Source organism: Ruegeria sp. CDSA236 (assembly GCF_059611285.1).
This window is the reverse complement of record NZ_JBXWPG010000008.1, coordinates 149,930-170,306: the sequence shown is the minus strand read 5'-3', so window position 1 is coordinate 170,306 and position 20,377 is coordinate 149,930. Positions and strand designations below refer to the sequence as shown.

Here is a 20,377-nt window from a genome sequence, read left to right as displayed (position 1 = left end):
AAACAGTTTGTCCGGGTACAGATGGCGCGCTGCTGCATAGAGTGATCATTGAATGAACATAACGATGATTAACATGTGACATTGTTCATATACAGCGCCGCCACTATCCCTCAGCTTGGACCCAGTCTTAACAAGGTTGGATCGGTCCATGCTGAGTTTTCCATACGAGTTTCCTGAACTGGTACAGGTCGCCACGATGATCGGCGTCTTTGGCGCGGGCCTCTACATCACCAGCTATTTTCTGCTGCAGATGGGGATCATCCGGGGCAACGGTAGCCTCTACCCCCTGCTTGTGATCGCCGCAGCCGGATGTGTTCTGTTCAGCATGTCGGAAGAATTCAACCTCGCGGGCTCGATCATTCAGCTGGCCTATATCTCGATCTCGATCCTGGGCCTGCTGCGCGGGTTTCTGTCCCGGCATCTGCTTCGGTTTTCAGATGACGAACGTCAGTTCATTGCCCTGCACCTTGAATCGCTGAAACCCCACCAAGCCCGGAAACTGTTGAACACCGCCGCCGTCAAGACCTATGAAAACGGTGACATCCTGATCGAAGAAGGCAAGACAACCGACTTTTTGGGCTTTGTCTTAAAGGGGCGGACCACGATCCTGAAAAACGGCCGGGTCATCAACCAATGTGGAGAAGATGAGATTTTGGGAGAGCTGACCTTTGGCCTTGGGCTGCCTGCCACAGCCACGGTAATAGCCACCGAACCCACCAAATGCCTGGTCTTCGACAATATCAGCCTGATGCGCTTGCTGCGGCGGAGCCGCCATATCGACGATGCATTGAAAGCAGCGCATTTCCGACATACACGGCAAAAGCTGTTGAACAGCAACAAGCACACGCTGCAGGCCCAGAGAAGACCTGCAGCGGCCTAAGGGTCAGCCGTCCAGACCTTCGGGTTTGCCAACGATGGTAAAGTGTAAACCATCTGGGTCCAGCAGTTCGGAGGCCACCCGGTTCACATCCTCAAGCGTCACTGCATTCACCTTGTCATTGCGTGTGGCGATATAGTCGATAGACAAATCCTCCATCTGCATACCCACCATGATCCCAGCGATCTGGCTGTTGCCATCAAAGCGCAGCGGATAGGCACCGGTCAGATAGGTCTTGGCGTCGTCCAACTCCTTCTGAGTGACCCCTTCGGATGCGGCGCGCGCCCATTCGTTGCGGATCACATCAACGGCTTCGGCGATACGGTCATTGGCCGAGGACACCGACCCAAGATACACAGAGGCCAGATCCTTTGGCACCAGATAGGTCGCCACGCCATAGGTCAGACCGCGTTTTTCGCGCACTTCCTGCATCAGGCGGCTTTCGAAACCCCCGCCGCCAAGAATATGGTTCAACAGATAGGCGGAAAAGAAATCCGGGTCGTCGCGGTCGATCCCGGCATGGCCGAACAGAGCCACCGATTGCGGCGTATCGAACTCGATCACGCTCACTCCGCCAGTGATCGTCACATTGGCCCGCTTAGGGATCGGTTTGCCGGTATCCGGCAGATCAAGCAAGAGCTCGTCCAGCACCGCGCCCAGTTCCTCTGGGGTGATATCGCCGACCGCGCCTACATACAGACGATCCTTGGTAAACACGTTCTCATATGCCGTGACCACATCATCGCGGGTCAAGGCGCTGACACTCTCGATCGTGCCCTTGCCTTCGGAGCCGTAGGGATGATCGCCATAGGCCATTTCCGCAAAGCTGCGCCCGGCAATGTCACTGGGGCTGGTCTGATCTGACCGCAGACCCGACAGAACCTGAGCGCGAACACGGTCTACTGCATCCTGATCGAAACGCGGTTCGTGAATCGTGGTCCGCAGCAGGTCAATCACCTCATCCCTGTTTTCGGTCAGAAACTGTGCCGAGATCGACACTGAATCGTCTGAGGCGCTATACCCGAACGACGCGGCCAGAGATTCCAGCTCGCGCGCATAGGTACGGGCATCCATTTCGCCAGCGCCTTCTTCGATCAGGCCGCTCATCAGATACACCGCGCCGCGCTTTGTCGGGTCGTCCAGCGACGTGCCACCGCGGAACCGCAGCTCCAGGGCGGTGAAGGGGATCGAGTGATCCTCGACCAACCATGCGGTGATGCCACCCGGCGAGGTGACTTCTTCAATCTCGATCTCGGCCCATGCAGGAACTGCGATGACCAAAGCAATCAGAGTTACAAATATCCGCTTCATTGCGTTACCTCATCGTCTCGCATCAGCCAGCCCGTGACCGAGGTTTCAGGCTGCAGCACCTCGCGCGCGGCGGCGATGATCTGATCACCGGTCACCGCCTGCAGGACATCAGGCCAAGCCTGTACATCTTCGACCGTCAGCCCGCTGGTCAGGGCACGGCCATAGCGATTGCCGATCCCGTCCACATTGTCACGCGCATAGGTCTGCGCGGCGCGCAGCTGCATCTTGATCCGATCCAGATCCTCTTCGTTCACACCTTCGGCGATGAAATCGGTCACGGCCTGATCCATCGCATCCTCGGCCTCTTGCAGCGACACGCCTTCGGCCGGAACAACCAGCAGATCAAATGTGGTATCGTCAAGCGACACGCCTCGGTAGAACGCACCGGTATAGACGACCTTTTGCTGCTCGAACTGCAGTTTTTCATTCAGGTACGACGTCGTGCTGCCTCCCAGTAATTCAGCCAGAAGGAACAGGGCGGCGGCTTTTTCCTGCGCACCTGCGTCCCGTTCGGGTGCAAGATAGCTGCGCTGAACATAGGGCTGCGATACGCGCGCATCCTTAAAGGTCAGACGGCGTTCAGCGGTTTGTGGCGGCTCCTGTGATCGCACCCGTTCGGGCAGGTCCGGGTTTGCCGGGATTACCCCGTAATATTGCTCGGCCAGGGATTTGACCTCGTCTGGCTCAACATCGCCGGTCACCACCAGGATGGCGTTATTTGGCGAATAGTGGATCTGATAGAAGGACAGTGCATCGTCCAGGTCCAGCGTTTCCATCTCATGTTTCCAACCGATAACGGGGACACCATAGCGGTGGTTGAGGTATTGCGCCGCGCTGACCTGTTCACCGAACAGGGCGCGCGGGTTGTTTTCGGTACGCTGGTTACGCTCTTCCAGGATCACGTCGCGCTCGGTGGCGATGTCGTCATCGGACAGGCGGATATTGCGCATCCTGTCTGACTCCATCCGCATCATCAACTCAAGCCGGTCGGCAGCAACACGCTGAAAATAGGCGGTGTAATCATACGAGGTGAACGCGTTGTCATTGCCGCCATTGGCCGCGACGGTGGCAGAAAACTCGCCCGCCTCCAGCGTGTCGGTGGCCTTGAACAACAGGTGTTCCAGAAAATGCGCCACACCGGACGAACCAACCGGCTCATCCGCCGATCCGGCGCGATACCAGACCATGTGCTGCACGACTGGGGCGCGGTGATCCTCGATCACGACAACGTCCATACCGTTATCCAGCGTAAAGGTGGTGACCGCCTCGTGCCCATCTTCGGCAAAAACCGGGGTGGCGGCGATCAGAGCAGCCGACAGTGCCAGAGCCCGAACCATGGGGCATCCTCCGTTTCGTTTCTGGTGTTCAAACTACGGTGGTGCCGCGCGGGTTCAACCCCGATGACGGAAAGTTAAGAATTATTCATTGACCGGCGGCGCCGATGGCGTTTCGATCCCAGCGTTCCGCGCAGCCTGGGTTTGCTTGTTCGGGTCGATAGCCCAGCGACGGTAAACCTGCGAATATCGGTCTACGTTGAACAGCCGCAAACGGGTCCAGCGCCCCTGACGCTTGCGGAAATCCGCATCTTCTTGGTTGACGACCTGCCGTGTGTTTGACGGAACGCCATATCGGCTGGAGGCCGTGACAAGCGCGCCATCAGAGGCAGGCACAGCGGTATTTGGATTCGAAGCAGCCGGATTCCCGCCCAGCGCGGCAATAGCATCCCCTGTGGGATTGGCATCGGTCAGGTTTGTGCCACCCGGTGTCGGTGCGGGCAAGGAGTTGTAGTTCTCGGGCTGGGTCAGAGGTTTGACCGGCAAAATCGCAAACTCGTCCGGGCCCGGGCCCGGCGGCTCGAGGTGGCGCAGACCGATATCCGAACATCCCGCAACCGCAAGACTCAAAGTCACAACAAATATGGAACGCGGCAACCGCATGAAAGTCTCCAGCCTGTTTCAGGCGCTTTTATCGTATTTCCAAACCCGCGTCACGAGGGCTTTTTCCTATCAAACAGCACCAACCCGAACGCACCTGCGAATATGAATACATCGGCCAGATTGAACACATAGGGGTTGTCGAAACCACAGCAGGACATGTTCAGAAAATCCAGCACATATCCGTACAACACGCGGTCCACCACATTGCCAAGCGCACCGCCGATCAGCAGGCCGCCACAGACCAACATGAGCTTTGAGGGGGCCGAGCGCATCAACCAAATCAACACGCCCACTGAAATCACCAGTGAAACTCCGATCAGAGCCCAGCGCGCGGCGTCGCCATTGCCCTGAAACAGGCCGAAATTGATGCCGCGATTCTCGCCATATCTGAACACCAGAAAGGGCGGTAGAACGCTGATCGGCCCTTCGGCCACGCGCATCACATGAACGACCAGGTACTTGCTGATCTGGTCGATCAGAAACGCGGTCAGCGCCGCCCAGAGGAGCAATCGGGCACGCATCAGTGACGGAAATGCCGCATGCCGGTAAAGACCATGGCCAGACCGGCCTCATTTGCGGCGGCGATCACGTCGTCATCCCGCATCGAGCCGCCAGGCTGAATCACGCAGGTGGCCCCGGCCTCTGCGGCCTCCATCAAACCGTCGGGAAAGGGGAAGAACGCGTCCGAAGCCACCGCTGAGCCGATGGTCAGCGGCTGTGGCAGGCCCAGAACATCGGCCATGCGCTCGGCCTTTTTGGCCGCGATCAGGGCCGAATCCACGCGGCTCATCTGGCCAGCGCCGACACCCACGGTCGCGCCGTCCTTAACATAGACGATGGCGTTGGATTTCACGTGCTTTGCCACCTTCCACGCAAACAGAAGGTCGCGCATCTGTTCATCCGTCGGGGCCTTCTTGGTGACAACCGTCAGGTCATCCATGCCGACGAATCCGTTATCCTTGTCTTGCACCAACAGACCGCCCGCGACCTGACGCACGGTTTTGCCACCAGCGGTCACATCCGGCAGGCCTTCGGTCGTCAGAAGGCGCAGGTTTTTCTTGGCGGCAAAGATCGCCTTGGCCTCATCCGAGGCGCCAGGTGCGATCACAACCTCGGTGAAAATCCCTGTGATCTCCTGCGCGGTTTCAGCGTCCAGCGGCTGATTCAGGGCCACGATCCCGCCAAAGGCCGAGGTACGGTCACAGTCGAACGCGGCCTTATAGGCGTCCAGCAGCGTGCCGCCTGTCGCAACGCCGCACGGGTTGGCATGTTTGATGATGGCACAGGCCGCACTCTTGACGGGATCGAATTCCGCAACAAGCTCAAACGCCGCATCAGTGTCGTTGATGTTGTTATAGCTCAGTTCCTTGCCCTGATGCTGAAGGGCGGTCGCCACACCGGGTCGGTTGGTACCGTCGGTATAGAATGCAGCGGTCTGATGGCTGTTCTCGCCATAGCGCAGTGTCTGTTTCAACTCGCCCGCAAAAGCGCGGCGTTTGGGGGCCTCAAGCAGCAGCGCATCGGCCATCCAGTTCGACACGGCGGTGTCGTAAGCAGCGGTGCGCGCATACGCCTTTTGGGCCAGCCATTGACGGAAACCATATGAGGTCTTGCCATAATTCTCGTCCAGCTGATCCAACAGCGACGAGTAATCCTCGACATCGACCACGACATTGACGAACGCGTGGTTCTTGGACGCGGCACGGATCATCGCTGGGCCGCCGATGTCGATATTCTCGATACATTCGTCATAGCCAGCGCCTTTAGCCACGGTCGCCTCGAACGGATAGAGGTTCACTACCAGCAGGTCGATCGCGTCGATGCCGTGTTCGTTCATCGCGGCGATATGGGTGTCATTGTCACGCAAGGCCAGCAAGCCGCCATGCACCATCGGGTGCAGCGTTTTGACCCGGCCATCCATCATCTCGGGGAAACCGGTGATCTCGCTGACATCCTTCACCTCCAACCCCGCATCGCGCAACGCTTTTGCTGTGCCGCCGGTCGACAACAGCTCGACCCCGCGGTCGGCCAGCGCCTTACCCAGCTCGATCAGCCCGGTCTTGTCGGATACGGAAAGCAACGCGCGGCGCACGGGGTGAAGATCGGTCATGGGTCCAAAGGTCCTTTTGGCGTCAGTCAAACTCGGGCTCGTCCCGATGCAAGTCGCGCACGGCAAAGGCTGTATCCTGCGCCTTGCTCAACGTCCACCGGATGCGCGTCGCATACTCCATTGCGCGGCCAGATAGAACGATCTGTTTTGTCGCGCGTGGCTTCAAACGGCCCTTTTCAAGATAAACACTTGGCTCGATTGACAATTTCCCCACACCATCATGGCGGAACACCCAAATCTCACCGCTTTTGAGCGCCATGGACACCGCCGCACCGCCCAAATCTATCGCCGCATCCACGTCCGGATGCAGATGGAACCGTATGTCAAAGCCGATACCAGTCAGGTTCGACGCATCCAGCGCCTTGTCAAATTGCCGCTTGGCCCTGTCACTTGTGGTAAGCAGAATATCTTCGCCGGTCAGCTCCCGCCCGTCAAAGCGCAGCTCGAACGTTCGGGCGTGGGTCAGGCCGAACACTTTGGTATAGCCATCGTGCCCGGCCATGAACCGGGTTCCCTCGAACGCGTCTTCGAACTCGACCGGAACATCCTTTGGCGCGTCGACCAGCCCTTCACGTTCCGTACCAGGAACAGCTGAGGTCAGACGCGCACTTGAAAAGCCGTCAAGACAAAGTGTCGAATGCGACGGCGTGGCGCGCCCGGCCCGACGCCATTCCAGCCCAAAGGTTTCCCCAGACCCACAATTCACAATCAGAGGTCGGCGGCCCGAGGTCAGCTCGAACGCCAAGGTCGACGCATGTGCGTTATATGACGCATCCCCTTTGGGCGGCGAACTGGCGTCAATTATCACACTGGTCCGTGCCGCATAGAGACGGGCAAATCCCATGGACAGGCCGTTCTCGCTCTGCGGTCTGACGCCGCTTTGCGCCAGAGCCTGATCCAGACGACCCTCGACCCCGCGCCCGCCCCCGTGGAAACGGGCCAGTGCACCATCCGAATGACGCAGATTACGCATGGTCGGGGCCATCCGTTTAATCGCATTCGCCTGCGCCCCAGGTGTACCCCGCCCCAAATCGCTAAGTGCTGCCGATGTCCAGGCGAGCAGCGTGAAGACTTCCAGCAGCTCCTCGGGGTTGCGCGTGGAGATACCACCTTTTTGATCTATCTGACTGTCACATTCCCGCGCCAGAGCGCGCAGGGCGGGCTCTGCCATCTGCTCAAGCCCTTCCAAAGCCAAACCAGCCTGCACCAGACCGGCTAGCGCCTCGAACCGGGGCAGGCCAGGCGTCGCAGCATGCCAGCGTTTCGACAGGAACCAGGCCTGCTGAGATAGCGAACTGAAAAAGACCTTGCTTTGTTGCTCATCCACACCGCGCAGCAAAAAGATCGCGTGATTGATCCAACGCATCACTCGCCGGCCTGTCAGATCAGGTGCCCAACCGGGCCCGTGCCCGCGCCCATGTGCTTCGATCCAGCCCCAGACCCAGCGTTGCGCCTTTTCGCGCGCCCGGATGTCGCCAACAGCCGCCAGATCATCCAGCCAGGCAAAACCGTGGCGTTCATCATCGAATCCGGTGCTGGGCGCGGTGACATCCCATAAGCCTGTATCCTGCGCCTCAACCAGATAGCCCGAGAACAGCAGGTTCCCAGCCACCAACTGACGCCCGCGCGCAAATGATCCAACCGTGCGTGGTTCCGGATCGCCCACAAATCCGGTAACGGCCTTGCGCCGCTGACTGAGCCGCGCATAAAGCCGGTTCTGAAACCGCGACCATCGGTTTGCCATGGTGTCCGAATTTGACATGACGCTCGTTACTCTGCCCCTTGCGCTCTGCTGGCGCCTGAGACCCAACGATAGACCGGAGCAATCGTCAAGTCATCGAAAAGCGTGCCTTTAGGTCGATTTCGTCAGACAGGCGATATAGAACCCGTCCATGCCGCCCGTGCCCGGCCAATAGTCAGGCCGCAGACGCAAACCGCCCTCTTCCGTGATCCAGCTGGTTTCGATCCCTGCGACCTGCAAAGCGGCCCGGTCCACCTGCATGTCCGGATACATCTGCAGCGCCTCTTCGACCTGCACCTCGCCCTCATCCGGCAGCAGGGAACAGGTGCAGTATACCAGCCGCCCGCCGGGTTTCAGCAAGGTCCAGGCATGGGCAAGCATCTGCGTTTGCAGCTCGATCAGTGCGCCGAATTCCGAACCATCCTTGGCAAAGGGCAGATCGGAATGGCGGCGGATCGTGCCGGTTGCAGAACAGGGCGCGTCCAGCAGGATGGCGTCATACTGGCCCTGGTGTTCCAGCGCGTCGCCTGCGATGACTTCGCCCTTCAGCCCGGTGCGCGTCAGGTTCTCGCGCACCCGTTCCAGCCGCGATTCCGAGATATCGAGTGCGGTTACATCCGCCCCCGCAGCCGCCAGCTGCAGCGTCTTGCCGCCGGGCGCGGCGCATAGGTCCAGAATTTTCTCTCCGGCCTTGGGTGCCAGAACACGGGCGGGCAGCGCGGCGGCGGCATCCTGAACCCACCAATCGCCGCGATCATATCCCGGCAGGGCCGAAACCTGCCCGGCATCCTTTATCCGCATTGATCCGGTCGGCAGTTCCTCACCCGGCGCAGTTGCCCCTGGCTTGACCGAAAGATCCAGCGGCGCGCCCTCGAAATGCGCCAGCTCCATGCCGGTCACGGCCTCGGCACCCCAGGCCATGATCAACGGATCGCGCAGCCACTCGGGTAGGCGAGGCACGCGCATTTTCGGCCAAGCCTCTGGCCCTTCCGCCGCGACCTTGCGCAGAACCGCGTTCACCAACCCCTTGAGCCGCCCATGCTTGCGCGAGCGACCGACAATCTCAACCATGGAATTTACGACGCCATGCGCTGCCTCGCCATGGCACAGCTCAACCGCTCCCAGACGCAGGGCATTATGCACGGTCAGGGCGGGGGTGCGGTTCAGGTGATTGTCCAACAGACGGTCGGCGCGTTCGAGCCCACGCAGCGTTTGCAACGCCAGCCGCTGTGCCCGCGCCCGGTCTTCTGGTGCCAATCGCTCCAGCGCACCTGCAGCCAGACATTCTGACATCAGCCGCCCCTCACCCAAGATCTGATCCAGAAGGTAGATTGCGCTGCGTCGCGCGGCCGTTGCGTTATCGGACATTGAATCGCCTTTGATGTGACCCTCGTCCGCATTGCCAAGGGCGGACGGGGGCGTATATCAAGCCAATGCACTGAAAGGAACCCGATGTCATGAATGACGAGCCCAAAGACCTGCCGCCTGCCGCCCAACGCGCGCTGGCCGAGGCGGAGGACCGCCGCCGCAAGGCCGAAGCCGACGCAAAAGCGCAACCCAAAGAGCTGGGCGGACGCGACGGCCCCGATCCTGCACGTTATGGCGATTGGGAAAAGAAAGGCATCGCGATAGATTTCTGATCAATCCCCGCGCAGTGCCTGCAGAAAATCCGCGATGAGCGCCCGTTGCTTATTGGATTTCGCACGCTCTTCGGGCCAGGTCAGCCAATAGCCATCTTTTGCGTTCAATTCGGGCAAATCCAGTCGACGCAACCGCCCCGCTCGCAAGTCCGATTGCGCCAAGGGCATGGATCCCAACACAACGCCCAAACCCTGCCGAGCCGCCGAAATCGCATGTTCCATCGAATCGAAGCTCATTTTCGAGGGCGGCAGGTCGGTCTGAGTGGTGTTTTTCGCCCAATCACGCCAGCCGGGCCTTTCACCGCGCAGATCAATCAAGGGCGCGGACCAATCCACACCCGGCGCTGCCATCGGCACTAGCACTTCGGCCGCAATCAGTTCGGCATCTCGCCCGGGCCACGCCCCACGCCCATAGCGGATTTGAAGCCAAGTCCTTTCTTCATCCAACGAAGACCGTCGCGCCACAGAATCTGTCAGCACCCGAACTTTGGGGCGCAGGTCGTGAAAACGTGCAAGAGCGGGTATGACGAGGGCTTTAATATGGGACGACAGGCCAGCCACCCGCAATTCGCGCGGGGATTTTCCGAAAAGGTCTTCGGTATTGCGCTCGAGCGCCTGCAAGCTGTCCTGAACCAGCGGCAGATAGCTTTCGCCCTCGACTGTCAGCGATACACCGCGCGCCTCGCGCACAAACAGCGTGCGGCCCAACCAGGCCTCAAGGTTGCCGATGCGCTGACTGACGGCAGCCTGCGTTAGACCGAACTCGCGCGCCGCTGCCGAGAATCCACCCAACCGCCCCGCCGCTTCGAATACGCGCAACCAGTCCAGAGGGGGCAAGCCGATCTTCTTTTTATCCATAAGTTTTTCCAGGCCTCAGCAGTAACAAGGATTAATTGTCGTAATGCCACAGGGGGCGTATATCCTCAAGCAAAGCCCGCGCGAACAGGAGAAACCCCATGCTGCGCTCTGCCACCCATACTCCGTCAATCGTCACCGTGGAATTCGATACAGGCCCAAGTGCCCGCTTTCACGCCATCTGGCTACGCGACAACGCGCTTGATCCTGACACACGGGCACCGGGCAACGGACAGCGCCTGATCACCATTGGCGATATCCCCGCCGATACCATGGTCAGCGCTGCCTCAGTGGCCAACGGCGACCTCACTGTCACATTTCAACCCGAAAACAAGACTGTCACTTTCCCCGCCGATTGGCTGGCTGCGCATAGCTATGACCAAGAGGACAGCCGCACCTTTGGCCGCACCGCGCCCGGGATCACCACCTGGGAGCAAGGGCTCGACGCGCCCAGCGCCGACTGGAGCGACGTCCACGCCAACCCCGCAGCCAAGCGCGGCTGGCTGGCAATGGTCGCCGAATACGGGTTTGCCAAACTGACCAGTGGCCCGACCGAACCGGAATCCCTGTTGAAGGTGGCTGATCTGTTCGGATACGTCCGTCAGACCAACTATGGCCCCTATTTCGAGGTTCGAACCGAGGTGAACCCGACCAACCTGGCCTTTACAGGGCTTGGCCTGCAGGCGCACACGGACAACCCTTATCGCGACCCGGTACCGACATTGCAGATCCTGTACTGCCTGGAGAACAGCGCCGAGGGTGGCGATTCCATTGTTGTGGACGGGTTCCGGGCGGCGGAAAAACTGCGCGATCAGAACCCCGATGGATTTGCGCTGTTGGCAGGTTTCCCGGCGCGGTTCGAATACAAGGGCTCGGACGGGGTCTGCCTGCGGTCGCGCCGCCCAATGATTGAGCTATCGCCCGATGGCGAGTTGATCGGTATCCGCTTTAACAACCGCTCGTCGGCTCCGTTTGTGGACATCCCTTTCGATCTGATGGAGGCCTATTACGCCGCCTATCGCCAGTTGGGTGAGATAATCGACGATCCGGCCATGGGCGTGTCGTTCAAGCTGGAGCCGGGTGAAAGCTTCATCGTTGACAACACCCGCGTCCTGCACGCGCGTCTGGGCTATTCCGGCGCCGGATCGCGGTGGTTGCAAGGCTGCTACGCCGACAAGGACGGCTTACTGTCAACCCTGGCGGCGATGGAACTGGCGACACTGGAGGCGGCGGAATGAAACCTGATTTCTCGACCCTGACCCCCGACAATATCGTGGCCTTCATCGGGGATATCTTTGACCGCCGCGGCGGCGAGGAATATCTGGGCGAACCCGTCACCATGGCAGAACACATGCTGCAGGGCGCGACCATTGCCGAACAGAACGGCATGCCCGAAGAGATCATCGTAGGGGCATTGCTGCATGATATCGGTCATTTCACATCCGAATTCGGCACGTACCACCCCGACGACACCGAAGACCGCCATCACGAAGATGCAGGCGCCGAGGTGCTGGAACAGTTCTTTCCGTCAGTTATCACCGATTGCTGCCGCTATCACGTGGCGGCCAAACGGTATCTTTGCGCTACCAAGCCCGAATATTTCAACCGCCTGTCCACGGCTTCGGTTCATACACTGGAACTGCAAGGCGGGCCGATGAGTGCCAGAGAAGTTGCCGAATTCGAGCAGAACCCGAACCTGAAAGAGATCATTCAGGTGCGTTATCTGGACGAAGCAGGTAAACGTGCAGACATGGAAACCCCCGATTTCAACCATTTTGCGCCGATGGTGCAGCGAATGGTCGAAAAATATCAGGAGTTCACATGAACGCCCCAGAATACATTTTTGAGGCCAACACCAAACCCTCCCTGCCTTGGCACGAGGTCCCCTTGATCCGTGCTACAGACCAGTCGGTCAAGGACTATGGCTGTCTGGTCGACGACCCCGAAGAATTCGAAATTGAAATCGTCCGTTGGCCGCAACAGGGTTGGCGGTCCATCGACGAAGGTACCGGCGATGAGGCCGGTTGGGTCGAAGGCACATTTCATGGTGAGTGGAAAGGGGACGTCCTTTACGGCGAGAACGAAGCGGTCAACGGCCACTATGTCCTCGGCTGGTCCACTGATCCGCAACAGGCCAACGCCAACCGGCAAACTGCTCCGCGCGATCAGGTTCTGCTTTGGCACATGAACTATCACCCCGATGGCGGACAGATGTTCTGGCCGATCGACAACAAGCCTTTCATCATCCCTGCCGCATTGCCGGGCGACAATCTGACACCGGATAAGGTGGTGGCCTTTTGGTGTGATGGGTCACGCGGGCTGTATATCCATCCTGGCATCTGGCACGAGGGGATATTCCCGGTCGAGGACAATCAGCGTTTTCTGGATCGGCAGGGCAAGGTTCACGCGCGGGTCAGTGCGGATATCGGCAAAGAATTCGGCGTCTATCTCGCCTGCCCTTTGCGCGCAGATAAGATCCGAGAGTTGTAGTCGGTCTGTCGGCTCCCGGGTGGTGTCAAAGCCCCAGAACATCCACCATGTCATATTGGCCGGGGGATTTGCCCTGCCCCCACAGTGCCGCCTTCAGCGCCCCACGGGCAAAGATCGCCCGGTCGGTGGCCAGATGGCGCAGCACGATGCGTTCGCCCGGTGCTGCGAATAGCACGTCGTGTTCGCCCACAATGTCACCACCCCTAATGGCATGGAACCCGATATCGCCCCGCTTGCGCGCGCCGGTCATACCATCGCGGCCCCGATCGGACACCTCAGCCAGATCTACACCACGCCCTTCGGCAGCGGCCTCGCCCAGCATCAGCGCGGTGCCCGAGGGCGCATCGACCTTGTGGTGGTGATGCCCTTCGATCACCTCGATATCGAAATCTTCATCCAACGCGGCAGCGACCTTTTTGGTCAGCTGTACCAGCAGGTTCACACCCAGGCTCATATTTCCCGCCCGCACGATCACCGCATGACGTGAGGCCGGCTCCAGAGCGGCAATCTGCTCGTCACTCATCCCGGTAGTGCCGATCACATGCACACAGCGCGCCTGCGCCGCCAACGCGGCGAATTCCAGCGTCGCCTCGGGTGCGGTGAAATCAATCACGGCCTGCGCCTGGGCAAAGGCCTCCAGCGGATCGTCGGTCACCGTGACGCCCAGCGCTGCACCGCCCATGGCCACGCCCACATCCTGCCCAACCCAATCATGACCCGTGCGCTCGACCACGCCGACCAGGCGGGCCTGATCACTGTCGGTCACGGTCCTGATCAACATCTGGCCCATACGGCCCGAAGCCCCTGTGATGACGATCCCCGGAATATGGGTCATTGCGCTGGTCCTTTCACATTGATTGGCTCAAAGCCTCCTACCCGGTTCGCACCCGCTTGGCAAAGCCCCGCTTTGCGCTTAGATCGGGGATATGGCTAAGAACAAATTCCACGATGGCCCCGGCCCGTCCCAACGACAGCTGCGTGTCGGCGAACTGATCCGCCGCACCCTGTCCGAGGTTCTGGCGCGCGGAGATGTCCACGATCCCGACCTGAATCGCATGTCAATCACCGTGGGTGAGGTGCGCACCTCACCCGATCTGAAGATCGCCACCGCCTTTGTGCTGCCCCTGGGCGGCAAAGGGCAGGAGGATGTAATCGAACTGCTGGCCCGCAACAAACACGAGCTGCGGCGCATGGTTGGTAAAAAGGTCGGGCTGAAATTCTCCCCCGATCTGCGATTCCGGCTGGATGACACATTCGACCGTTTGGATGACACCCGCCGCATGTTCGATCAGGACGCGGTGCGCCGCGATCTCGACGAGTGATCCGGGCATTTGTCACTTTGGTCGCTTTCCTGTGGGCGGCGCAAGCCGGGGCAGTGACATGCGAAAAGGTCACGCATAGTGACAAACGCTACACTGTCTGCGAGGTGGATGCCGCGAATGAGGACATGCGCTTGTTCCTCAATGACGAGAATGGCGACCTGCTAGGGCATTTCTCGGCGGTGAATGAGGCGCTGGAGCCCGTTGGCAAGCGTCTGGCCTTTGCGATGAACGCAGGCATGTATCACGACGACCGCTCGCCCGTCGGCCATTATGTCGAGGACGGGCAGGAGCAGATGCGTGTGATCCCGAACCCCGGTCCCGGAAACTTCGGCCTTCTGCCCAACGGGGTGTTCTGCATCCGCGAGGGCGGCGCCGACGTGTTCGAGACGCTGGACTTTATAGATCAAGCCCCGGATTGCCGCTTTGCCAGCCAATCCGGCCCGATGCTGGTAATCGACGGAGAGCTGCACCCTCGATTCCTGTCTGATTCGACGTCGGTTTATGTTCGCAATGGTGTGGGTACCAGCGATGATGGCGCCCGCGCAGTGTTTGCCATTTCCGAAGATTACGTCACCTTCCACCAATTCGGCAGCCTGTTCCGCGACGTACTGGAAACCCCGAATGCGCTGTTCTTTGATGGCAATATCTCACGTATGTATGACCGGGCGAATAATCGATCCGATGTCGGGTTTTCACTGGGGCCGATTGTTGGTGTGGTCGAAGACACGCCCTGAAATTGACAGGGCCCGACCGATCCGCTAACTCGCGCGCCTCAGCAAAGAACAAGGTGCACAATGGGACGCAAACGCAAGGGTCGCGACATTTCCGGTTGGCTGGTGGTGGACAAGCCCGCAGGCATGACCTCGACCGCCGTGGTCAACAAGGTGCGTTGGGCGATGGACGCGAAAAAAGCGGGCCATGCGGGCACGCTGGACCCCGAGGCTACCGGAGTTCTGGCCGTGGCGTTGGGTGAGGCGACCAAGACCGTTCCCTATATCACCGACGCACTCAAGGCCTATACCTTCACCGTGCGACTGGGTCAGGCCACCAATACCGATGACGCCGAGGGCGAGGTAATCGCAGGCAGCGATGCGCGCCCTTCGGATGATGACATCAAAGAGGCCCTCGCGCCCTTTATCGGTGAAATCATGCAAGTCCCGCCGAAATTCTCGGCGGTGAAGATCGACGGGCAACGTGCCTATAAGCTGGCTCGCGATGGCGAGGATGTGGAACTCGCTGCGCGCCCTCTGTGGGTCGAGGAACTGGTTCTGGTTGATCGCCCAGATGCCGACCACGTCATGCTGGAAATGACCTGCGGCAAGGGTGGTTATGTCCGATCGATCGCGCGTGATCTGGGCGCGGCGCTGGGATGCTACGGCCATGTCCGCGAGCTGCGCCGTATCTGGTCCGGCCCGTTCGAGACCAAAGACGGACTGAGCATTGAACAGATCGACGAGATGGCCAAAACCACCGCGCTGGATGATTACCTGCACCCGCTGGAAACTGGCCTATCGGACCTGCCCGAACTGAAATGCACCCCCGAAGGTGCGACCCGTCTGCGTAACGGCAACCCTGGTATGGTTCTGGCGTCCGATGTGGAATACGGGGATGAGGCCTGGGCCTCGCTGGATGGTCAGGCGGTGGCGGTCGGCATCTATAAATCCGGCGAATTGCATCCCAGCCGGGTGTTCGTCACGTAATCTGCGTGCTAGTCGAAACCCATGATCACGCGCACACATACCAAGGGCGACGCGCCCTCGACCGCTGTTTATTCGGATTGCGAAAGATACCGCTATAGCCTGACGCGCATTTGGGATCCGGCCGGGCGCAAGGCGCTGTTTGTGATGCTGAATCCCTCCACCGCGACCGAGGTGCAGAACGATCCCACGGTTGAACGCTGCGAACGCCGGGCGCGCGCGCTGGGGTTCGGCGCGTTTCAGGTCACCAATATCTTTGCATGGCGCGATACTGATCCACGCAAGATGCGGGCCGCCGCCGATCCAGTGGGGCCAGAGAATGACATGGCCATTCTGAATGGCGTGGTCTGGGCCGATCACGTCATCGCTGCCTGGGGCACCCATGGCGCGCATTTGGATCGAGGCACCGCCGTCGAAACCCTGCTGCGCGGCACCGGTCAGCCGGTGTACCACCTTGGGCTTACCAAGGACGGCCACCCCAAGCATCCGCTCTATATCGCTTACACCCAAAACCCCGAACCCTGGTGACAAAGGGTTAACCACAAGCTCAGCTAGGCTTTGACCAAAGCCCTGATTGCATGAGACATTTCACCCTCGAAGCAATGCGTTCAAGGAGGTTGTCATGTTTCTGATCGGATTGCTGAGTCTGGCAGCTGTCGGCGGGGCCGCCTATGCCATCGGCGATGTCTTTGACATAGATGAAGATCCCGGTGAGGACGATGTCGCCGACGACCAGCCTCCTGCGGTCGAAACCGGCGAATTCCTTGACGTCGGTGAGAATGTCGAGGAACCCGAAGCGCCCGAGATTTCGACCGGGACGATCATATCCGAAATCGAGGGCGACATGATCATCGCGGGTACCGAGGATCTGGACATCCTGACCGGCCAGGACGGCGACGATCAGATCAATGGATATGCGGGGGATGACACGATTTATGGTGGCGAAGGCGATGACACCCTGCATGGGGGAACAGGTGCAGATTCGATCTTTGGCGGCACTGGCCAGGATGTCATTCACGGCGAAGCGGGCGATGATCAAATCTCGGGCGGTGAGGGGGATGATGCTCTTTTCGGGCATTTCGGCGCAGATCACCTGGAGGGTGGGATGGGCGAGGATGAGCTGTATGGCGGGCAAGATGACGACATTCTGACCGGCGGTGAAGGCGATGACGCACTGCATGGCGGGTTTGGTGATGACCGGTTGAGCGGTGGCGAAGGCGAGGACGTGCTGTTCGGCGGTGATGGCGACGATATTCTGGACGGTCAGGATGGAGGGCACCCCGACGCGGTGGATTTCCTGAACGGTGGCGCCGGGGATGATACGATCATTGCTGAAAGCGGGGATATCGTAACCGGAGGCGAAGGCGATGATGACATCGCTGTTTCGCCCGAACCGGATGACGACGCCGTAACCGTCATGGATTTTCAGCCCGGTCAAGACAAGCTGCTGATCTCATGGGAAGGTCAGGAAAACCCGGACATTCAGATCAAGACAGACACCGAAGACGAGAACCTGACCCATGTTATTGTCGACGGGCAGAACGTGGTGCAACTGATCGGGGCAGACGGAGTCAGCGCCGATGACATTCAACTGATATCCTCAGGCGATCTGGCGCAGCTCAGCGCGCTGGGCTGAATTTCCAGAATCCCTTTGCCATTGACCGCAAATGCGCCTATATGCGCGCATCCGTGTCGGAATCGATGCGGTTTTCTCCATGGGCCTGCGCTGGACGACATCCCGGCCTGTGCCATCAACCCTAACCTTTTCAAAGGAGACCCCGATGTCGATTACTGCCGCTGAAAAAGATCGCGTCATGAAAGAATTCGCAACCAAGGACGGCGACACCGGTTCGCCAGAAGTCCAGGTTGCCATCCTGACCTCGCGCATCACCACCCTGACCGAGCACTTCAAGACCCACAAGAAAGACAACCACGGTCGCCGTGGTCTTCTGAAGATGGTTGCCCAGCGCCGTAAGCTGCTGGACTATCTGAAAGGCAAAGAAGAAGCACGGTACCAGGACCTGATCAAAAAGCTGGGCATCCGCCGCTAAGCGCGCGCTGCTGTTTTTGATACAGACGCTGAAAAGCCAATAGATCATGATACGCTCGCCATTCGGCGGGCGTATTTGGTTTTGGGGTTCTCTACGACCTTGAAGCAAAGCCTTTCGCTGCCTTCTCGATGACCGATCACGACAACATCTCGGACGATGGAAACTTTTTTCGCGCCGTGTGATCCACTTCACCGACAAGCTGCTCAAATCGCTGCAGTCTAGGAACTGTAGTGAGTAGGCGCTTATTTTTTTTCGAGCGTTAGGTTTTTCATAGTCCTCCCTTTTCAGGGCGCGCCCACAATGGGCGCGCCCGTTTTTATTGGGAGCCACGGTTCCGCCTGCTTACACGATAGAATCGCCCCTAAAGGCGGCCGCTTTTTTGCCTTCAGGACCGTTGAATTTGCCCGTGATGAACAGGTGTCAAATTGTGACGTTGCGTCGCAGAATCTCAGCGCTGGTTTAGAAAGTTGACGTAAACGTAAGCAACGTCGTGTTTTTTTATCAGAGAGTCAAAAAATGACGCGAAAGGCCAATATCTTCCCCCTTTGCACAGGATCGGTCGGTTCCTAAATGCCGCCTGTCGCTGCGGGTACACACTCACGGCAAACGGTCTTTGAGCCCTCCCACCCTCGTGGTTCGGACTGGCCCGCAGCGACAGTGTCTGACGACTATTTTACTGGAGTTTAACAATGCCTCTAAAATCAGTTTTGAACCGCGTTTTTGCAGCTAACCTTTCCCAGGCTCCTAAATCAGAAAAAAAGTCAACAATGGTCTCTGGCACAGATGGCATCGTAAAAAGAATGTCCGAGGTGGAAACTGCCGCAATCCTCCGCGGCATACTGAAAGAAGAAGAACTGGGGTCTCCCCAACCGCGTAGCAAAGAAGATTCGTTGCAATAGGCCCAGACCCGCTTTGATCCCGGATATATGAAAACCGCTTTCTGCACGATCATATTAGAATGGATCATCTTCTTTAAACTGGAGACGGGGCCAATACGGTCCGATCTCACCTGTAATCAGTGGCTCCACCAACATCGTTAGCCACACAAGTCCTCCCCAAATTTTACCTGACTCAGACTGTATTCGGCCACATCTGCACCGATCAGGGCCAAACCCTTATCCAACAGGGTGCATTTGGCGACTGGTCAATCAGGGTTTCAACATGTTATTCACCCAAATGGTTGACTGAAGCAGAATAAGGTTGTAATTCATCCAAATGGTTGAACGAGAGAGTCGATATGACCTCAATGCAATATTGAAGGCCGCGTCCGACCCGACCCGCCGCGCTATTCTGACGATGCTTGCGCAGCAGGGACCATTGCGGGTGACGGACATTGCGCGGCAATTCGATATGAGCCTCAACTCGGTCTCCAAGCACATCAAGGTGCTGGAAAACGCCGAGCTGGTGCAGCGCCGGACCGAATGGCGCGAACATCTGATCGAGGTTCAGATGGCTCCTTTATCAGCCGTTGATTCTTGGTTTGCCGGGTTGCGTTCGATTTGGGCGCTTCGGCTGGACGCCTTGGAAACTGCTTTGGAGGACCCAGAAGATGACGGACCTGTCACTTGAAATAACGCGCGCCATTCCACATCCACCCGAAAAGGTGTTTGATGCCTGGCTCAACCCCGAGATGCTGGCAAAATTCATGCTGCCGGCACCGGGCATGACCGTGCCCGAAGCGCATTCCGACGCCAAGGTCGGCGGCCGGTTCAAAATCATCATGCGCGCGCCCGAGGCTGGCGATTTGCCGCATGAGGGCGAATACAAGATCATCGACCGCCCCAACCGGCTGCAATTCACCTGGAATTCGCCCTACAGCCAAGACGATTCCACGGTCACACTGGATTTCACACCCACCGAAAAGGGTACCGAGCTGCGGCTGCACCACATCCGCTTTCCCTCGCAGGAAAGCCGGGACAATCACGAGGGCGGCTGGTCCGCTATCCTTGCGGCGCTGGAGACGGCACTATGATCAACTGGCTGGCCCTCGGTGCAGGGGTGGTCGCTGCCTTTTTGTTGGGCTGGCTGGTCTACGGCCCTATGGGCTTTCAGAAACGCTGGGCCGAAGGCACCCGCATCGACCCGACGCCGCCCGAAACCCCGCCACTGGGCGCGATGGCCACACAGATCGTGTTCCTGATCCTGCTGGCTGCGGTAATCGCGGTGACCGAGACTACCAATAGCCTGGGCGTCGCCCTGCTTGCGATCCTGGCCGTCGCGGCGCAAGCGGCATGTGTCGGGACATGGGCGCAGAAAAGCGGCTTCGCCATTGCGGTCGACACCGGCTATGCGCTGGGCTGTGGTATCGTCATGATCCTGGCCCACGCGATCCTGTAGGATCGCAGC

24 protein-coding genes are annotated in these 20,377 nt (G+C 59.1%); 15 read left to right on the top strand and 9 right to left on the bottom strand.

Annotation, left to right across the window (positions count from 1 at the left end):
- The first annotated feature begins 148 nt into the window (after positions 1–148).
- Positions 149–880, top strand: coding sequence for a Crp/Fnr family transcriptional regulator (locus AC2FLB_RS14305; protein WP_281996041.1), 732 nt, complete (start codon positions 149–151; stop codon positions 878–880).
- A gap of 3 nt (positions 881–883) precedes the next feature.
- Here AC2FLB_RS14305 and AC2FLB_RS14300 read toward each other — a convergent pair whose 3' ends face one another.
- The 7 genes from AC2FLB_RS14300 to AC2FLB_RS14270 form a co-directional block, all read right to left on the bottom strand.
- Positions 884–2,188 carry a M16 family metallopeptidase gene (locus AC2FLB_RS14300; protein ID WP_496709477.1) on the bottom strand — a complete coding sequence of 435 codons (1,305 nt, stop codon included), beginning with the start codon at positions 2,186–2,188 and terminating at the stop codon, positions 884–886.
- Entirely contained in the window at positions 2,185–3,525 is a 1,341-nt protein-coding gene (locus AC2FLB_RS14295; protein ID WP_142640049.1) for a M16 family metallopeptidase, read from the bottom strand. Before AC2FLB_RS14295 ends, AC2FLB_RS14300 begins: the two co-directional genes overlap by 4 nt.
- An 81-nt stretch (positions 3,526–3,606) precedes the next feature.
- A complete protein-coding gene (locus tag AC2FLB_RS14290; RefSeq protein WP_496709476.1) occupies positions 3,607–4,125 on the bottom strand; it encodes a DUF3035 domain-containing protein in 519 nt (172 codons plus the stop codon).
- 50 nt (positions 4,126–4,175) lie between these two features.
- Positions 4,176–4,646, bottom strand: a complete 471-nt coding sequence (gene lspA, locus AC2FLB_RS14285; protein WP_496709475.1) for a signal peptidase II — start codon at positions 4,644–4,646, stop codon at positions 4,176–4,178.
- Positions 4,646–6,235: a bifunctional phosphoribosylaminoimidazolecarboxamide formyltransferase/IMP cyclohydrolase gene (purH, locus tag AC2FLB_RS14280; protein WP_496709474.1), complete on the bottom strand. Its 1,590-nt coding sequence runs from the start codon at positions 6,233–6,235 to the stop codon at positions 4,646–4,648. The genes lspA and purH overlap by 1 nt, the downstream gene beginning before the upstream one ends.
- Positions 6,236–6,257: 22 nt before the next feature.
- Positions 6,258–7,997 (bottom strand): heparinase II/III family protein, encoded by a 1,740-nt coding sequence (locus AC2FLB_RS14275; protein WP_496693042.1) that lies wholly within the window; start codon positions 7,995–7,997, stop codon positions 6,258–6,260.
- A gap of 90 nt (positions 7,998–8,087) precedes the next feature.
- Positions 8,088–9,344, bottom strand: coding sequence for an RsmB/NOP family class I SAM-dependent RNA methyltransferase (locus tag AC2FLB_RS14270; protein ID WP_271952129.1), 1,257 nt, complete (start codon positions 9,342–9,344; stop codon positions 8,088–8,090).
- Between the two features lie 89 nt (positions 9,345–9,433).
- On the opposite strand from AC2FLB_RS14270, the gene AC2FLB_RS14265 reads away from it, so the two are divergent.
- Positions 9,434–9,616: a DUF1674 domain-containing protein gene (locus AC2FLB_RS14265; RefSeq protein ID WP_271952127.1), complete on the top strand. Its 183-nt coding sequence runs from the start codon at positions 9,434–9,436 to the stop codon at positions 9,614–9,616.
- Here AC2FLB_RS14265 and AC2FLB_RS14260 read toward each other — a convergent pair whose 3' ends face one another.
- Positions 9,617–10,474: a LysR family transcriptional regulator gene (locus AC2FLB_RS14260; protein WP_496702583.1), complete on the bottom strand. Its 858-nt coding sequence runs from the start codon at positions 10,472–10,474 to the stop codon at positions 9,617–9,619. It abuts the gene before it with no gap.
- 98 nt (positions 10,475–10,572) lie between these two features.
- On the opposite strand from AC2FLB_RS14260, the gene tmpA reads away from it, so the two are divergent.
- Genes tmpA through AC2FLB_RS14245 form a run of 3 tightly spaced genes read left to right on the top strand, consistent with a single transcriptional unit; the run spans position 10,573 to position 12,961 of the window.
- Positions 10,573–11,709: a 2-trimethylaminoethylphosphonate dioxygenase gene (tmpA, locus tag AC2FLB_RS14255; RefSeq protein ID WP_282022384.1), complete on the top strand. Its 1,137-nt coding sequence runs from the start codon at positions 10,573–10,575 to the stop codon at positions 11,707–11,709.
- Positions 11,706–12,296 (top strand): (R)-1-hydroxy-2-trimethylaminoethylphosphonate oxygenase, encoded by a 591-nt coding sequence (gene tmpB / locus AC2FLB_RS14250; protein WP_496709473.1) that lies wholly within the window; start codon positions 11,706–11,708, stop codon positions 12,294–12,296. The genes tmpA and tmpB overlap by 4 nt, the downstream gene beginning before the upstream one ends.
- On the top strand, positions 12,293–12,961 hold the full coding sequence (locus AC2FLB_RS14245) for an ureidoglycolate lyase (RefSeq protein WP_496709472.1): 669 nt from the start codon (positions 12,293–12,295) through the stop codon (positions 12,959–12,961). The genes tmpB and AC2FLB_RS14245 overlap by 4 nt, the downstream gene beginning before the upstream one ends.
- Positions 12,962–12,986: 25 nt before the next feature.
- Here AC2FLB_RS14245 and dapB read toward each other — a convergent pair whose 3' ends face one another.
- Entirely contained in the window at positions 12,987–13,796 is an 810-nt protein-coding gene (gene dapB, locus AC2FLB_RS14240) for a 4-hydroxy-tetrahydrodipicolinate reductase (protein WP_496693047.1), read from the bottom strand.
- A 91-nt stretch (positions 13,797–13,887) separates the two neighbouring features.
- Between dapB and rbfA the strand changes: the two genes are divergently transcribed.
- The 10 genes from rbfA to AC2FLB_RS14190 all read left to right on the top strand — a co-directional run bounded on the left by rbfA (position 13,888) and on the right by AC2FLB_RS14190 (position 20,368).
- On the top strand, positions 13,888–14,283 hold the full coding sequence (gene rbfA, locus AC2FLB_RS14235; protein ID WP_142640024.1) for a 30S ribosome-binding factor RbfA: 396 nt from the start codon (positions 13,888–13,890) through the stop codon (positions 14,281–14,283).
- The gene (locus AC2FLB_RS14230) at positions 14,280–15,017 is read left to right on the top strand and encodes a phosphodiester glycosidase family protein (protein ID WP_496693048.1); all 738 of its coding nucleotides are present in this window, start codon (positions 14,280–14,282) and stop codon (positions 15,015–15,017) included. Before rbfA ends, AC2FLB_RS14230 begins: the two co-directional genes overlap by 4 nt.
- Positions 15,018–15,077: 60 nt before the next feature.
- Positions 15,078–15,983 carry a tRNA pseudouridine(55) synthase TruB gene (truB, locus tag AC2FLB_RS14225; RefSeq protein ID WP_496709471.1) on the top strand — a complete coding sequence of 302 codons (906 nt, stop codon included), beginning with the start codon at positions 15,078–15,080 and terminating at the stop codon, positions 15,981–15,983.
- 21 nt (positions 15,984–16,004) lie between these two features.
- Entirely contained in the window at positions 16,005–16,508 is a 504-nt protein-coding gene (locus tag AC2FLB_RS14220; RefSeq protein WP_496709470.1) for a DUF1643 domain-containing protein, read from the top strand.
- Between the two features lie 94 nt (positions 16,509–16,602).
- A complete protein-coding gene (locus AC2FLB_RS14215; RefSeq protein ID WP_496693051.1) occupies positions 16,603–17,616 on the top strand; it encodes a calcium-binding protein in 1,014 nt (337 codons plus the stop codon).
- A gap of 145 nt (positions 17,617–17,761) precedes the next feature.
- Positions 17,762–18,031, top strand: coding sequence for a 30S ribosomal protein S15 (gene rpsO, locus AC2FLB_RS14210; RefSeq protein WP_142640015.1), 270 nt, complete (start codon positions 17,762–17,764; stop codon positions 18,029–18,031).
- Between the two features lie 689 nt (positions 18,032–18,720).
- Positions 18,721–18,930 carry a hypothetical protein gene (locus AC2FLB_RS14205; protein WP_142640013.1) on the top strand — a complete coding sequence of 70 codons (210 nt, stop codon included), beginning with the start codon at positions 18,721–18,723 and terminating at the stop codon, positions 18,928–18,930.
- Positions 18,931–19,246: 316 nt separating this feature from the next.
- The gene (locus tag AC2FLB_RS14200; protein ID WP_142640011.1) at positions 19,247–19,600 is read left to right on the top strand and encodes an ArsR/SmtB family transcription factor; all 354 of its coding nucleotides are present in this window, start codon (positions 19,247–19,249) and stop codon (positions 19,598–19,600) included.
- A complete protein-coding gene (locus tag AC2FLB_RS14195; protein ID WP_271952105.1) occupies positions 19,581–20,003 on the top strand; it encodes an SRPBCC family protein in 423 nt (140 codons plus the stop codon). The genes AC2FLB_RS14200 and AC2FLB_RS14195 overlap by 20 nt, the downstream gene beginning before the upstream one ends.
- On the top strand, positions 20,000–20,368 hold the full coding sequence (locus AC2FLB_RS14190; protein ID WP_496709469.1) for a DUF1761 family protein: 369 nt from the start codon (positions 20,000–20,002) through the stop codon (positions 20,366–20,368). Before AC2FLB_RS14195 ends, AC2FLB_RS14190 begins: the two co-directional genes overlap by 4 nt.
- Positions 20,369–20,377 lie beyond the last annotated feature (9 nt).

Excerpts from the sequence above, each read along its gene's own strand:
- AC2FLB_RS14270 (WP_271952129.1), bottom strand. The coding sequence starts at position 9,344 with ATGTCCGATAACGCAACGGCCGCGCGACGCAGCGCAATCTACCTTCTG.
- rbfA (WP_142640024.1), top strand. The coding sequence starts at position 13,888 with ATGGCTAAGAACAAATTCCACGATGGCCCCGGCCCGTCCCAACGACAG.
- AC2FLB_RS14220 (WP_496709470.1), top strand. The coding sequence starts at position 16,005 with ATGATCACGCGCACACATACCAAGGGCGACGCGCCCTCGACCGCTGTT.
- truB (WP_496709471.1), top strand. The coding sequence starts at position 15,078 with ATGGGACGCAAACGCAAGGGTCGCGACATTTCCGGTTGGCTGGTGGTG.
- AC2FLB_RS14275 (WP_496693042.1), bottom strand. The coding sequence starts at position 7,997 with ATGTCAAATTCGGACACCATGGCAAACCGATGGTCGCGGTTTCAGAAC.
- AC2FLB_RS14300 (WP_496709477.1), bottom strand. The coding sequence starts at position 2,188 with ATGAAGCGGATATTTGTAACTCTGATTGCTTTGGTCATCGCAGTTCCT.
- AC2FLB_RS14290 (WP_496709476.1), bottom strand. The coding sequence starts at position 4,125 with ATGCGGTTGCCGCGTTCCATATTTGTTGTGACTTTGAGTCTTGCGGTT.
- AC2FLB_RS14305 (WP_281996041.1), top strand. The coding sequence starts at position 149 with ATGCTGAGTTTTCCATACGAGTTTCCTGAACTGGTACAGGTCGCCACG.
- lspA (WP_496709475.1), bottom strand. The coding sequence starts at position 4,646 with ATGCGTGCCCGATTGCTCCTCTGGGCGGCGCTGACCGCGTTTCTGATC.
- AC2FLB_RS14195 (WP_271952105.1), top strand. The coding sequence starts at position 19,581 with ATGACGGACCTGTCACTTGAAATAACGCGCGCCATTCCACATCCACCC.
- AC2FLB_RS14215 (WP_496693051.1), top strand. The coding sequence starts at position 16,603 with ATGTTTCTGATCGGATTGCTGAGTCTGGCAGCTGTCGGCGGGGCCGCC.
- AC2FLB_RS14260 (WP_496702583.1), bottom strand. The coding sequence starts at position 10,474 with ATGGATAAAAAGAAGATCGGCTTGCCCCCTCTGGACTGGTTGCGCGTA.
- AC2FLB_RS14245 (WP_496709472.1), top strand. The coding sequence starts at position 12,293 with ATGAACGCCCCAGAATACATTTTTGAGGCCAACACCAAACCCTCCCTG.
- rpsO (WP_142640015.1), top strand. The coding sequence starts at position 17,762 with ATGTCGATTACTGCCGCTGAAAAAGATCGCGTCATGAAAGAATTCGCA.
- AC2FLB_RS14295 (WP_142640049.1), bottom strand. The coding sequence starts at position 3,525 with ATGGTTCGGGCTCTGGCACTGTCGGCTGCTCTGATCGCCGCCACCCCG.
- dapB (WP_496693047.1), bottom strand. The coding sequence starts at position 13,796 with ATGACCCATATTCCGGGGATCGTCATCACAGGGGCTTCGGGCCGTATG.
- tmpB (WP_496709473.1), top strand. The coding sequence starts at position 11,706 with ATGAAACCTGATTTCTCGACCCTGACCCCCGACAATATCGTGGCCTTC.
- tmpA (WP_282022384.1), top strand. The coding sequence starts at position 10,573 with ATGCTGCGCTCTGCCACCCATACTCCGTCAATCGTCACCGTGGAATTC.
- AC2FLB_RS14190 (WP_496709469.1), top strand. The coding sequence starts at position 20,000 with ATGATCAACTGGCTGGCCCTCGGTGCAGGGGTGGTCGCTGCCTTTTTG.
- AC2FLB_RS14265 (WP_271952127.1), top strand. The coding sequence starts at position 9,434 with ATGAATGACGAGCCCAAAGACCTGCCGCCTGCCGCCCAACGCGCGCTG.
- AC2FLB_RS14205 (WP_142640013.1), top strand. The coding sequence starts at position 18,721 with ATGCCTCTAAAATCAGTTTTGAACCGCGTTTTTGCAGCTAACCTTTCC.
- purH (WP_496709474.1), bottom strand. The coding sequence starts at position 6,235 with ATGACCGATCTTCACCCCGTGCGCCGCGCGTTGCTTTCCGTATCCGAC.
- AC2FLB_RS14200 (WP_142640011.1), top strand. The coding sequence starts at position 19,247 with ATGGTTGAACGAGAGAGTCGATATGACCTCAATGCAATATTGAAGGCC.